Raw genomic sequence first — 12,218 nt, 5'->3', positions numbered from 1 at the left:
TGAGATCGACGAAGTCGTCGTGGACGTGGCCGGTCTTGAAGTTGAGGCTCGCGGTCAGCCGCTCGCTCGCCTCCATCACGGCGCGGGTGGTCTCGGCGCTTGCTTCCTCGAAGCGGTCGAGCAGGTCGCCGCCGCGCTCGCCGAGCGCGAGGATCATGCTGTCGCCGGCGTTGCCGAGCGCCCGCGAAATATGGTCGCCGCGTTCCTGCAGGCCGGTGGTGATGCTTTTTGCCACTTCATCGACGCGGGAGGCGATCGCATCCGATATCAGCGCGATGTCATGGCGCAGATCGATCTGCACGCCGGAAATGGCGCTGCGAACCTGTTCGGCCTGGCCGACCAGGTTGTCGCGCTGATGCGCGATGTCCTGCAACAGGGCGCGGATCCGCACCTCGTTGTCGGAATAGGCGCGCTCGAGCGCCGACACTTCGTTGGCGACCAGGGTTTCCAGTTCGCCCGCGCGTGCGATCGCACGCTCGACGCCATCGCCCATGGCCGCGACCTCGCGGCGGATCGCCTGACCGACGGTCACCATCGAATCGCTCGCCGCGCCCTCGGGCTCGGAGAAGCGGATCGCGACCTCTGCCATCGATTGCGCGATCATTCGCAGCTCCTGGCCGCGCCAGGAAAGGCTCGCCAGGAAATAGAACAGCAGCACGGGTGCGAAAAACAACGCCGCAAGACCGGCCAGCACCAGCGTGCCGCCGCTGCCCTGACCAATGGAGGCCTGCAGCGCGGGAAGGAAGCTGACGGTCAGAAGTCCGGCTCCCAGAATCCAGACGCCGGCAAACAGGGTGGCGAGCGTGTAGACGTTACGGGCGGGGCGGCCCTTCTGAATGGCCTGCAGAATTTGCCCGATGGTTTCGCGATCGTCATTGGCGGCGCGGCGGGGCGGGCGCGGCTCCCCGACCGGCTCGAATGACGGAGGCTCGGGGGCGGCCCGGAAGTCGAACGATGCTTCCTCATAACTCGGCGTCAGGGATGGGTCCGCCGCCGCCGGCGCATCGCTGCGAACCGCGGATCGGCTGGCATCAGCGGGCACATCGCTGATATTCAGGGCTTCCTGAATGGCAGAAAGCGCGACCTCGGTCGGGTCCTTGACCTTCTTTGGGTTGTTCGCCATGCCTAAGCCCTCTTTTTACGCATCCCCTGGGAAGCATGCGATCGTGACCGCGAGCCTCAACCGTCCCACACGCTCTACGCGGCGCCGGCGGGACCACTGGTCCACCCGGCTTGTCCGCCACATCCGCAAACATCCTATTGGCTTGGCGATGCGAATGAAATGGTTGCGATTAATACAATCTTAATCATCGTTAACGGCGGCCCGCCCGCCATCGCCAGGGCTGGCAGATCCGGGAACCTTTTCGCCGAAAAAAGGCGGCGAACTTGCGGCTCGTTCTACAAAGGTTCCGTTAACCACTTCCGTGATTGGCTGGCCAGGTTCCGGGCCCCCGAATCGTCCGGCCTGGGAGGTTGGGCTTTGCCATGCCGCTTCACCCGCAACGGATCAACTGGATGCCATCGCCGCCGCTCGTTCCCGATGACGGTCCCATCGATATCGCGCATCTGCGCCGCATGACGCTTGGCGATGTCGGCCTCGAACGCGAAGTGCTGGCGATGTTCGCTGGGCAGGCGGCGCGCCTGATCGAGGCCCTGGCCGGTCTGCCGGCCGGCGCGGCCGAGCTCGCGCATACGCTGAACGGATCGGCGCGGGCGATCGGCGCGTTCGGTGTCGCGGACGCCAGCGAGGCGCTTGAAGCGGCCATGCGGGACGGCGGCGAGGCATCGCAGGCGATGGCCGCGCTGCGGCACGCCGTGGCCCAGGCGCGCGCCGCCATCGACGCCATGTTGCGGCGTTCGTGACTGGCGCTGACCGGATCGACCCGTTATAGGACAGCCCGAACATCCCTTAAATTCCGGCGAGCTACGGACGATCATGGCCAAGATTCACTTTGTCGACCACACCGGCGAAACCCGCATCATCGAGGTCGAGAACGGCGCGACCGTGATGGAAGCGGCGATCCGCAACGCGGTCCCCGGCATCGAAGCCGAATGCGGCGGCGCCTGCGCCTGCGCGACCTGTCACGTCTATGTCGACGAGGCCTGGCGCGAGAAGACGGGCGCCCCCTCGCCGATGGAGGAGGACATGCTGGATTTCGGCTTTGACGTCAGGCCGAATTCGCGGCTGTCGTGCCAGATCAAGGTCACCGACGCGCTCGATGGCCTGGTGGTGACCACGCCGGAGCGGCAGGCTTAGGCAACATCCTCAAGCCGGCTTGAAGCCGCGCCGCCACCAGGGTTCGAAATTTTGTCTGACCTGCTCGGTCAGCGGCACGGGCCGGCGCGAAATCTCATCGATCAGCACCGAGACCGATTGCGACGACGCCACGCATTTGCCTTCCGAGAACACCACCTGATCGAAGGTCACCGAGGTGCGGCCGAACTTTGAGACGCCGAGCCCCATTTCGATGACGCCGGGCCATTTCAGCTCGGCGCGGAAATGGATGTCGAGCCGCACCATGATCCAGGCCAGCCCCGAAGGCGTCAATCCAAACTTAAGGTCCTTCATCAGCGTGACGCGGCCGGTCTCGAAATAGGTCGCATAGACCGCGTTGTTGACGTGCTGGTTGGGATCGAGATCGGCGAAACGCACATTATCCGTGAGCCGGTAGGGGAAATCCTCCAGAAGCGGATTTGCGTTGAGGTCGGTTGGTGCGTTCACGCGTTGATCTCCTTGAGATGTGCCCCTTACCAGAGCCAAATCCGGTTGGCACGATCAGTTTTTCGTCATGGCCGGGCTTGTCCCGGCCATCCACGTCTATAAAAGCCTCCACAAGAAAGACGTGGATGCCCGGGACAAGCCCGGCCATGACGATTCAGCCAAAACCGCCCCAACCCGAACCAACTAAAGAAAATCGATATGAGCGAAGCGATCAAAACCGATGTGCTGATTATTGGCGCGGGCCCGTGCGGACTGTTCGCCGTGTTCGAACTCGGCCTGCTCGACATGAAGGCGCATCTGGTCGACATCCTCGACAAGATCGGCGGCCAGTGCGCCGAGCTGTATCCGGAAAAGCCGATCTACGACATCCCCGGGATTCCCTACGTCACCGGGCAGGGCATCACCGACGCGCTGCTGGAGCAGATCAAACCGTTCAAGCCGACCTTCCATCTCAACGAGATGGTGGAGAGCATCGAGAAGATCGGCGACCCCGGATTCCGCGTCACCACCGATGCCGGGCAGATATTCGAATGCAAGGTGGTGGTGATCTCCGCCGGCGGCGGATCGTTCCAGCCGAAGCGGCCGCCGGTGCCGGGCATCGAGGCCTATGAAGGCACGTCGGTTTTCTACGCGGTGCGCAAGATGGAGCAATTCCGCGACAAGGAGCTGTTGATCGTCGGCGGCGGCGATAGCGCGCTGGACTGGACGCTGAACCTGCATCCGATCGCCAAGCGCGTCACGCTGCTGCATCGTCGCGACGATTTTCGCGCAGCCCCCCACAGCGTCGAGCAGATGCGCGCGCTGGTGCGCGACAGAAAAATGGATCTGAAGATCGGCCAGGTCACCTCATTGGAAGGCGAAGGAGGAAAACTCACCGCCGCGGTGATGAAGGGCAGCGACAACGCGGTGTCGAAAATCGAATGCGATACGCTGCTGCCGTTCTTCGGTCTCACCATGAAGCTCGGCCCGGTGGCGAACTGGGGCATCGAGCTTCAGAACAACCTGGTGCCGGTGGAAACATCGGCGTTCGAAACCAGCGTGCCCGGCATTTTCGCGATCGGCGACATCAACACCTATCCGGGCAAGCTGAAGCTGATCCTGTCCGGCTTCCACGAGGGCGCGCTGATGGCGCAGAAGGCGCACCGCTACGTCTATCCGGACAAGCGTTTGGTGTTTCAATACACCACGTCGTCGTCGAGCCTGCAGAAGAAACTCGGCGTGAATTGAAGGGGTTTGCGATCTGGATTGAGCGGAAAAGGCCGTAACCAAAAAGGACTTAAGCCCCGTCACAATCAAGGCGCCGCCGACGGCCTGCCGTAGAGCAGACGCGCAAGCTGCCGCGCTATCCCGTGCTCCCCGCGGCGCTGATCGGTCGTCTCGCGGTGGATCGCCGTTACCAGGGCCCCAGCCTCGGTGCGGCGCTGTTGTTCGACGCGATCGCGCGCGCGGTCCGGGCCGATGCTGCGGTGTTCACCCTGATCGTCGATGCCAAGGACGACGCTGCCGCGCGATTCTACCGACATCACGGCTTCACGCATTTTCAGGCAGGGCGGCGCGGCCGTTTCTTCCGGTGGCAATAGCGCGGAGGGTGGTGGAGGGGTGACGGCTAAGCTGCTACGCCCAGCGGTCTTCCTCGCGGCGGTCCTCTTCCGCGTTCAGCCGCTCCGCAACCTCGTCGGCGATTTTCGGGGTACTGGCTTGGGCAATATCCTTGCCGTCCGGCTTGACGATTTTCTTACTCTCGGTGTGAACCGGAAAATCATCCGGCTTCAATTGCTCTTTGTCGGCCATGGCGCGCTCCTGGGTTGGAGGGATAACGCTTGATCGGGGGATATGATCCCGAGCCGGGCCATTCATGCGGGCTACGGCTCGCTGCGCCACCCAACCGCCCGCTGGTCGTTGCCCGAGGACCCACAACTGCCGATTGGTAGCGCCCGTTTGGCGAGTTGATAGCCTCTCGGCAGGTCTCGGGGCAGACGCCGTTGAGGGGGATCAGATGCCGAAGATGTTAGCAATGCCGGGTGAACGCAAATGCCCGGCGTGCAAGGGAACCGGATTGCCGGCAGTAAAGCAGCCCGCGCAAGCGGGCCGCAAAATCTATCCGGCACGGTGCGAGAGGTGCGACGGCAAAGGGTGGGTAGAGGCTGCCAACTGAGGCGGCGCTTGTCCTCGGATATAGTAGCCCGTCTGCGCGAAGCGACATGTGGGGCTGCGATCCCGCATATCGCTGCGCTCATGCGGGCTACGCTTGCTTCACCTCGCCCATATTTGACCGATACCGACAGTCGCCGCTTCATTCGATCACCTCGTCGGCGCGCGCCAGCATTGTCGGCGGTATCGCGATCCCCAGTGCCCTGGCGGTTGTGAGGTTGATGGTGAACACGAACTTGGTGGGAAAGGCGACCGGCAGATCGGCGGGCTTGGCGCCCTTGAGGATTTTGTCGACGTAGACCGCGCTCTCGCGCGCCAGCGCGAAATAATCCGAACCGTATGACATCAGCGCGCCGAGCGCAGGCCCGAGCCGGATCGACGTCACGGCCGGCAAGCGATGCTCGAGCGCCAGATCCAGCATGTCCTTGCGCACGATGCTGCCTTGAATCACCAGTGCGTCCACGTGCTTGTCGGTCAGGGTCCTGAACGCGGGCTCCAGCGGCAGTTCGGGCCGGATCATGACCGGCTCCACCTCCATGCCGGCGCTGCGCGCGGCCTGGCGGATCTGATCGACGTAGGATCTGGCGAAAGGATCGCTGTCGTCGGCGAGCACGCCGAGACGGCGCGCGGCGGGCATGACCTCGCGGATCAGCTCCACACCCTTGCCGGCCACCTCCGCGCCCCCGCTCGACTGTCCCGTGACATTGCCGCCGGGCTTGACGAGGCTCGCGACGAGGCCGCTCTCGACCGGATCTCCCGCGCCGGCCATCACGATCGGAATGTCACGCGTCGCCTGTTTCGCCGCCAGCGCCGCGGGCGTGAAGAAGGTGACGATCAGATCGACCTTGAGGCCGACCAGCTCGACGGCTTTTTCCAGCTGAAGGTCGGGCCTGCCGGCGGCGACGCGTATCTGCAGACGAAGATTGCGGCCCTCGACGTAGCCCGCGTCGCGCAGGCCCTCACGCAGTGCCTGCAGGAGCGGCTCCGGACTGGGATTGGCGAGGCCAAGGACACCGATGGTGACCATCCTCGTTTGCTGTGCACGCGCCGCAAGCGGCCACGCCAGCGCCCCGCCAATAACGCCAAGCACGTCTCGCCGCCGCATGCGCGCCTCGTCGTCGAAAAAGCAGGATCGGTTCGGCTCAGCCCGAGTCTTTGGTAGCATCGAAGGGTCGCATGAGCAAAGCGGTATGCAGGGTCGATGATGGCGCTCCAGCCGTCAGCGGGACTGATCACGCCCCGCCTATCGCCGCGCACGCGGCCACGCTGCTATTCGATCCCGCAAGGTAGTTCTCCCAGCCATCGCGGTCCTTGACTGGAATCTGTGTTTTGAAAAGCTTTCTTCACTTCGGCGCGGAACGCGGCGAAGTCGAGTGTCCAGAAATTAATTTACCGGTTAGCCTCCGGGTACTGGCCGAATCAAGGTCTGTAAGAATTCGATGATGCTCCGTCCAGGACGAGAGCGGCGTGGCTAACCGATCCGCGCGTCATCCGGGGCTGCACTTCGAAAAATATAAAAGTTTTCGTACCCTTCGCGTGGATCGGGGCCGCTGGCGCATCGCCATTCGTGACCTCGGCAACACCATTATGAGCTGCTCGACGTTGATCGCCACGATCGCACGACCGATATTCAGACCAGCATCATCGTCTGCATGGGCAACCGGGCCGCACGAACGCGCGCCCGATGATAAACTCCGCGATATGCGGGGTTGCCCTAAGCAAACCTAAGCAGGCTGATCACGGCGGACCCGCATGTCGCTTCGCTCATGCGGCCTAACTATGCTACCAACCGCCCGCTGGTCGTCGCCACAGCCCACAACCGCCGATTGGTAGCGCCCGGTTATCGAGTTGATAGCCTGTCGGCAGGTCTCGGGTAAGACGTCGTTGAGAGGGATAAAATGCCGAAGCTGTCCGCGAAGCCGGTCGAGTTCAAATGCCCGGCGTGCAAAGGAACCGGATTCCGGGCAGTAAAGCAGCCCGCGCAACCGGGCCGCAAAATCTATCCGGCGCGATGCGAGAGGTGCGAGGGCAAAGGACGGGTAGAGGCCACGAACTGAGGCGATCCTTGTCCTCAAAGCCGGACTGAAAAAAGTATCCAGCATTTCAGGTGTTCGGCTGAAAATGACTGGCTTTTTCGTCATGGCCGGGCTTGTCCCGGCCATCCACGTCGTTCTTGCTCGGGTGAAGCCAAGACGTGGATGTCCGGTAAGCCTGGGCAGGACGAACTTCTGCATCCCGGCCATGACGAACTTCCGCTCAAGGTCCCCATTCACTCATTGGCTGCATTTGGAGGCAGGCTCTCTGCGCGCCTCGGCCAGGTTTCTGCGCCGCAAGCCGCGAAGCTGTTGCGCGTAAGACACATCGGGAAAAATAGCGGAATTGACCGCTGGACGGGCGCGCAGACCAAGCTAGGCTGCAGGCATTGGTGTCAGAAGTAATTTCATGTCGCGGGGCGTAGCGTGAGTTTTCAGATTACGGTCTTGAAGGTTTTGGCCGGCCATCCGGCGGGACGCGCGTCTGTTGCCGACTTGACGCGTCACGTCAGCATCCTGATTTCAAGCGGATCGGAGTGGGCTGACCGAATCAAAGGCTTGGCTGCCCGCGCCCCGCAACTCGACATTTTTGGCAGTGCATTTGTGCTGCGGGACGATAGCGGCTGGCAAATCACTGATGCTGGTCAGCAGTTTCTAGCTTGGCTCGAAGCGCCGGCCCGCGGTGCAGATTGCCACGAGCAACAGCCTGAAGTTCACGTCGCAGTGGCTCCGGCAGCCCAGACTTCGCCACAGCCCCCGCTGCTTCGACTGGTTGTGGACAACGAGCACGCATCTCGGCCTGATCGTGCACCGGACCCGATGCGCCGGACCGCCTGAGTGAAACGCTCAACCGGCCGCCGGGAACGTGGCTGGAGGACGGAACAAAACAGTTCTTGAAGCTCTTGAGCTCAGGATCGGAACTTGCGCATCGCGGACGCGCTGCAATTGCGTCCCTGATAAAACTCCGCGACATAAGGACCAGGCATGGATGTATTGGCGAGAAACAACGTCCGCGTGAGTGGGCGGGGTGACCGGGGCATGGTGTTCGCCCATGGTTTCGGCTGCGACCAGAACATGTGGCGCTTCGTTGCGCCGGAGTTCGAGAACGACTTCAAGGTTGTGCTCTTCGACCATGTCGGCGCGGGCGGATCGGACTTGGCGGCTTATGACCCGGGCAAATATTCGACGCTTCACGGCTATGCCGAGGACCTGGTGCAGATCGGCCGTGAGCTTAAGTTGAAGGACGCCGTCTTCGTCGGTCATTCCGTCAGCGCAATGATCGGGGTGCTGGCTTCATTGAAAGCTCCGCACCTGTTCGGCCGCATGGTGCTGGTGGGTCCGTCCGCCAGGTACATTGACGATGGCGAATATGTCGGAGGCTTCAGCGAAAAACAGATCGCGGAGCTTCTCGAATTCCTGGAGGACAACCACATGGGCTGGTCCGCCGCGATGGCCCCTTCCATCATGGGCAATCCGGATCGTCCCGAACTCGGCGAGGAACTGACCAACAGCTTCTGCCGGACGGATCCGGAGATCGCCAAGGCGTTCGCGCGTGTCACCTTCACATCCGACAACAGAAGCGACCTTCCCAAGGTCACGGTTCCGACCCTGATCCTTCAATGCAGCGAGGACATCATCGCCTCCGAAGAGGTTGGAAAGTTCGTGCGCAGCAGGATTGCGGGCAGCGAGATCGTCTTCCTCAAGGCCACCGGGCACTGTCCAAACCTCAGCGCGCCCGCAGAGGTCGTCTCGGCAATCCGGGCGTATGTCTGACGCACCCATGGACGAGTACCGGGAGCTGTTCGAGAACGCCCCCTGCGGCTACCTCACGATCGGACCCGACGGGCGCATATCGAAGGTCAACGCCACGCTCGCGGCCTGGACGGGTTTTGCCCCCGACCAATTCATCGGCCGCCGCCTTCATCAGTTCCTGAACATGGCGGGCCGCATCTATTACGAAACCCACATCGCGCCGCTGCTGCGGATGCAGGGTTTCTTCAGCGAGTTCGCGCTGGACTTCGAAACCGCCGCCGGCGAACGGCTGCCGGTGATCGCCAATGCCGCCGAACGCCGCGATGGCGGTGGCGATGTCCTGTTCACGGCGTTAGTGGTCATCAAGGCGGCCGACCGGCGACGCTATGAACGCCAATTGGTGGATTCGAGGTCGGAGCTTCAGAAGGGACTTGCCAGCGAGCGCGAGACCGCGGAATTGCGCGAGCAGTTCATAGCCGTGCTGGGCCATGACCTGCGCAATCCGCTCGCGGCGATCAGCGCCGGCGCCCGCATCCTGCAGCGGTCAGGCACGCTGCACGGCCACAAGGAGCTTCGCGTCCTCGACATGATCAATACGACCGTCACCCGCATGTCGGACCTGATCGACAACGTTCTTGATTTCGCGCGCGGACGGCTCGGCGGAGGCATCACCTTGAGCCGCGACGCCGGCCGGCCACTGGAGCCGGTCCTCGAGCAGGTCGTCGACGAATTGCGCACGGCCTCGCCCCAGCGGGTGATCGAAACCAGCTTTGAGATAACCGATCCCGTCGACTGCGACCGCACGCGGATCGGACAACTGGCGTCGAACCTGATCGGCAATGCTCTCACGCACGGAGCGCCGGACAAGCCGGTGCGCGTGGAAGCGAAAACGGAAGGCGGCGAATTCAAGCTCCGGGTCGCAAATGCCGGTGAGCCTATTCCAGCGGCGGCGATGGAAAAGCTCTTCGAGCCGTTCTTTCGGGGCGACATCCGCGGCAGCCGTCAGGGCCTTGGCCTCGGACTTCATATCGCCTCACAGATCGCGCAGGCGCATGGCGGCAGAATCGACGTGACGTCCGAACCGGATGAAACGCGATTCGTTTTCACGATGCCTCTCACATCGACTTGAGGATTCCGGCCGCAAAAATCGATCCGGCACGGCGCGCGAGGTCCGACGCTGAAGCTTGCGTGAAGGCCGCCCTGAGACGGCCTCTGCATTATCGTGAAGCGGAGCTTGGTTGCGCTTCTTCTAGGTGTCGGCCTTCGGCGAACCGTCTTTCGACATGTCCTTTGCCCTGCCGTCCTTCGACATGCCCTTGGTTTCCATGCCGTCCTTCTGCTGCTTTTCGTTGCCTGGGCAAGCGAGCGGCCGAGGCATCTCAAGCCTAGAGAGTTCCATCGGACCGACACGCTATCCGTAGCGGCTTGATTTTAGTTCGTGGTTTGTTCTAGTCTGGCTTGGCACGGGGAGCGGATCATGGACGCTGCGAAAGAGCGGGAAATCATCAGGCTGTGGAATAGGCTGCGGCTGCTGGAACGGGAAGGGCGGCCGACCGCACTTCTCCGCCGGCAGATCGAAGCGGCGCTGGCGGAGCGCGAGCGTGATGCAGCTTGACACTATCCGCGGCGAAATCGAGCGGCTGCGCGCGCAGGTCGGACGCCAGCGCAAGGAAATTTTGCAGCTGCAGCGCGCCGGGATCGCCATGGGTTCGGCGGAAGCCTTGCTGCAACGGATGCTCGATCGGATCGACGCGCTCTGCATCGAACGCGATGGGCTGAAAAAAGAGTTGCCGCCCGCCACGGGAAAGATTCGACGCGGGGCAAGGCGGTGATGCGCGATGAACCGGCGAAGACAGGCGCCCGGCAATGACGCAGTCGTCACACGGAGCCGTCGACCTGCGCGACCTCGATCCGGTCCTGACCGGCTACATAGGTAACACAATAGACCGGGGACACATGGGTAACAGGTCAACCCATCGGCAAGGAGGACCTTGCCGATGGATGGACGGAGACCTGTGCCGTGGATGAACGGATGCGATTTGTGATTGCTGCCGGGAAGCACGAGGAAGCCCGCCGGAGCGTCGTGGCGATTGGACTTAAAGCCATCACGCTCTAGCCGGGACCTGCGATCTTCAACCGCCTGTTCCGGTCATGCGGCGAACGTTGAACCTGGCGTCAACGGGCGGTCGAATGTTGTTCCGCCGTCAGGAACATTCCCCAGTGCGAATAGCTGGTCCATTCATCATGTTCACTCATGTCATCGCTCCTTGCGTCAAGAAGCTGATGTGGGCCGGCAATCCGCCGACACCATTAAATTCGATGTTAGCTTCGTAGCCCGCATGAGCGCAGCGACATGCGGGATGACCAGCCCGCATATCGCTGCCGCCCGGTCCTGTCGAGCAAGGGCCACAAAGTCCAAAAGAGCGCAGTCACGTTGGTAGAACGGGAAGTCCATTCGAGGAAAGCACGCCATTCACCCAATCGCGGAAGAAGTCGGTGCGAACATAAATACCGCCGGCGCCGCACGGGACATTCGCATCGCGAGTCGCGCGGCTGGTCAGCCCTGCGACGACCAGACCGAAGTCGGTATCGATATAGGCTGGACCTCCGCTGTCGCCGTTGCAGCTATCCTTGCCAAGGCCCTTCCGCCCGGCCACGAATTCGTAGTTCGAGTGAAAGCCGGTCAACGCCTCGAATTGCGTGAGATTATCGGCATTCGAACGTTTTACGGGCCCCATCGGCACGTCCACCTCGCGCTTGACGCCGAATCCCTTTGGAAGCGTCGGGTCGTTGTAACCAAATCCCACCAGATGGATCGTCGCGGCCGCCGCCACTTGGGCCGTCGTCGCAAGCGGTGCAGGAGGAATCGCTGCGGGTGCATCAAGGATCAGCACATTGATATCGTTCTCGTTAAAGGGATGAGGGCGATAGTTCGGATGAATGAAGGCCTGCCGAACCTTCACCACCCGTCCCGTAATGCTCGGCGTGACTTGGTCGCCGATCAAGATACGTGTGATTTCCGCGCCGCAATGTGCCGCAGTGAGAACCACCCTTGGCGCCACCACGACGCCCGTGCAAGACCATTCGGTTGCGCTGCCGATGCAGACGCAGGACGGAATGCCGCCGGCACGAACCCGGTTGCCGCCTACTATACGCTCGAGTTGCGATGGAGGCGGCACGGCAATGGCGCCGCGCGAGATATCGTGCTGCATCACCACGGTTCGGGCAAACACCCGGACGGACTCCTTCAAATGGTCGGGCGCCGCCGCCACCATACGCTCTACGCGTTCGTCTTCCATCGCTTGCGCTCCTGCAGTCGCTTGGGGCGCAGCGGCAATGCTGCGTCCCGCCGATCGTGTCGTATCCGTCGGCGCCGGTGCGGGCTCTTCTCGAGCACGACCTTGCGCCGCCACTATTTCGGTCAAACGCGCGACTTCGCGGCCCAGCGCCGCGACCGCCTCGCGGGCATCGAGACTCACGTCGCCGCAACCGCAGCCGCTGGCGGCATGGATGTTCCAGCCTGCCGCATGCCGGCATAACTCTTGGCGGCGCTCCGCCCG

Annotated in this window: 14 protein-coding genes and 1 pseudogene; 9 read left to right on the top strand and 6 right to left on the bottom strand. The window is 62.7% G+C overall.

The window, feature by feature from the left end:
* Positions 1–1,123: pseudogene (locus VGP39_RS18475) on the bottom strand (negative regulator of septation ring formation); the annotation flags it as partial.
* Between the two features lie 362 nt (positions 1,124–1,485).
* On the opposite strand from VGP39_RS18475, the gene VGP39_RS18470 reads away from it, so the two are divergent.
* On the top strand, positions 1,486–1,863 hold the full coding sequence (locus VGP39_RS18470) for an Hpt domain-containing protein (protein WP_327569539.1): 378 nt from the start codon (positions 1,486–1,488) through the stop codon (positions 1,861–1,863).
* A gap of 73 nt (positions 1,864–1,936) precedes the next feature.
* Entirely contained in the window at positions 1,937–2,257 is a 321-nt protein-coding gene (locus VGP39_RS18465) for a 2Fe-2S iron-sulfur cluster-binding protein (RefSeq protein WP_327569538.1), read from the top strand.
* A gap of 9 nt (positions 2,258–2,266) precedes the next feature.
* On the opposite strand, the gene VGP39_RS18460 is transcribed toward VGP39_RS18465, so the two are convergent.
* Positions 2,267–2,722 carry a thioesterase family protein gene (locus VGP39_RS18460; protein ID WP_327569537.1) on the bottom strand — a complete coding sequence of 152 codons (456 nt, stop codon included), beginning with the start codon at positions 2,720–2,722 and terminating at the stop codon, positions 2,267–2,269.
* Positions 2,723–2,920: 198 nt separating this feature from the next.
* On the opposite strand from VGP39_RS18460, the gene VGP39_RS18455 reads away from it, so the two are divergent.
* Positions 2,921–3,949, top strand: a complete 1,029-nt coding sequence (locus VGP39_RS18455) for an NAD(P)/FAD-dependent oxidoreductase (RefSeq protein WP_327569536.1) — start codon at positions 2,921–2,923, stop codon at positions 3,947–3,949.
* A gap of 122 nt (positions 3,950–4,071) precedes the next feature.
* Entirely contained in the window at positions 4,072–4,302 is a 231-nt protein-coding gene (locus tag VGP39_RS18450) for a GNAT family N-acetyltransferase (RefSeq protein ID WP_327569535.1), read from the top strand.
* A 34-nt stretch (positions 4,303–4,336) separates the two neighbouring features.
* Here VGP39_RS18450 and VGP39_RS18445 read toward each other — a convergent pair whose 3' ends face one another.
* The gene (locus tag VGP39_RS18445) at positions 4,337–4,513 is read right to left on the bottom strand and encodes a hypothetical protein (protein ID WP_327569534.1); all 177 of its coding nucleotides are present in this window, start codon (positions 4,511–4,513) and stop codon (positions 4,337–4,339) included.
* Positions 4,514–5,015: 502 nt separating this feature from the next.
* Positions 5,016–5,978: an ABC transporter substrate-binding protein gene (locus VGP39_RS18440; protein ID WP_327569533.1), complete on the bottom strand. Its 963-nt coding sequence runs from the start codon at positions 5,976–5,978 to the stop codon at positions 5,016–5,018.
* Between the two features lie 1,354 nt (positions 5,979–7,332).
* On the opposite strand from VGP39_RS18440, the gene VGP39_RS18435 reads away from it, so the two are divergent.
* The 3 genes from VGP39_RS18435 (at position 7,333) to VGP39_RS18425 (ending at position 9,787) form a co-directional block, all read left to right on the top strand.
* Positions 7,333–7,743: a hypothetical protein gene (locus tag VGP39_RS18435; RefSeq protein WP_327569532.1), complete on the top strand. Its 411-nt coding sequence runs from the start codon at positions 7,333–7,335 to the stop codon at positions 7,741–7,743.
* A gap of 147 nt (positions 7,744–7,890) precedes the next feature.
* Positions 7,891–8,679: an alpha/beta hydrolase gene (locus VGP39_RS18430; RefSeq protein WP_327569531.1), complete on the top strand. Its 789-nt coding sequence runs from the start codon at positions 7,891–7,893 to the stop codon at positions 8,677–8,679.
* Positions 8,672–9,787, top strand: a complete 1,116-nt coding sequence (locus VGP39_RS18425; RefSeq protein WP_327569530.1) for a PAS domain-containing sensor histidine kinase — start codon at positions 8,672–8,674, stop codon at positions 9,785–9,787. The genes VGP39_RS18430 and VGP39_RS18425 overlap by 8 nt, the downstream gene beginning before the upstream one ends.
* Before the next feature lie 120 nt (positions 9,788–9,907).
* On the opposite strand, the gene VGP39_RS18420 is transcribed toward VGP39_RS18425, so the two are convergent.
* On the bottom strand, positions 9,908–10,036 hold the full coding sequence (locus VGP39_RS18420) for a hypothetical protein (protein ID WP_327569529.1): 129 nt from the start codon (positions 10,034–10,036) through the stop codon (positions 9,908–9,910).
* A gap of 99 nt (positions 10,037–10,135) precedes the next feature.
* On the opposite strand from VGP39_RS18420, the gene VGP39_RS18415 reads away from it, so the two are divergent.
* Positions 10,136–10,273, top strand: a complete 138-nt coding sequence (locus VGP39_RS18415; protein WP_327569528.1) for a hypothetical protein — start codon at positions 10,136–10,138, stop codon at positions 10,271–10,273.
* Positions 10,263–10,490, top strand: coding sequence for a hypothetical protein (locus VGP39_RS18410; protein WP_327569527.1), 228 nt, complete (start codon positions 10,263–10,265; stop codon positions 10,488–10,490). Before VGP39_RS18415 ends, VGP39_RS18410 begins: the two co-directional genes overlap by 11 nt.
* 597 nt (positions 10,491–11,087) lie before the next feature.
* Here the strand turns inward: VGP39_RS18410 and VGP39_RS18405 are convergent.
* Positions 11,088–12,137, bottom strand: coding sequence for a S1 family peptidase (locus VGP39_RS18405; RefSeq protein WP_327569526.1), 1,050 nt, complete (start codon positions 12,135–12,137; stop codon positions 11,088–11,090).
* Positions 12,138–12,218: the final 81 nt, after the last annotated feature.

This window comes from Bradyrhizobium sp., from assembly GCF_036009065.1.
In the GTDB taxonomy this organism is placed as follows: domain Bacteria; phylum Pseudomonadota; class Alphaproteobacteria; order Rhizobiales; family Xanthobacteraceae; genus Bradyrhizobium.
Note: the sequence above shows the minus strand (reverse complement) of the source record. Positions and strands in the feature narration are given on the sequence as shown.

Bases quoted from the DNA above. Each gene is read 5' to 3' on its own strand.
- VGP39_RS18470 (WP_327569539.1), top strand. From the start codon at position 1,486: ATGCCGCTTCACCCGCAACGGATCAACTGGATGCCATCGCCGCCGCTC.
- VGP39_RS18465 (WP_327569538.1), top strand. From the start codon at position 1,937: ATGGCCAAGATTCACTTTGTCGACCACACCGGCGAAACCCGCATCATC.
- VGP39_RS18455 (WP_327569536.1), top strand. From the start codon at position 2,921: ATGAGCGAAGCGATCAAAACCGATGTGCTGATTATTGGCGCGGGCCCG.
- VGP39_RS18445 (WP_327569534.1), bottom strand. From the start codon at position 4,513: ATGGCCGACAAAGAGCAATTGAAGCCGGATGATTTTCCGGTTCACACC.
- VGP39_RS18440 (WP_327569533.1), bottom strand. From the start codon at position 5,978: ATGCGGCGGCGAGACGTGCTTGGCGTTATTGGCGGGGCGCTGGCGTGG.
- VGP39_RS18430 (WP_327569531.1), top strand. From the start codon at position 7,891: ATGGATGTATTGGCGAGAAACAACGTCCGCGTGAGTGGGCGGGGTGAC.
- VGP39_RS18425 (WP_327569530.1), top strand. From the start codon at position 8,672: ATGTCTGACGCACCCATGGACGAGTACCGGGAGCTGTTCGAGAACGCC.
- VGP39_RS18420 (WP_327569529.1), bottom strand. From the start codon at position 10,036: ATGCCTCGGCCGCTCGCTTGCCCAGGCAACGAAAAGCAGCAGAAGGAC.
- VGP39_RS18415 (WP_327569528.1), top strand. From the start codon at position 10,136: ATGGACGCTGCGAAAGAGCGGGAAATCATCAGGCTGTGGAATAGGCTG.
- VGP39_RS18410 (WP_327569527.1), top strand. From the start codon at position 10,263: ATGCAGCTTGACACTATCCGCGGCGAAATCGAGCGGCTGCGCGCGCAG.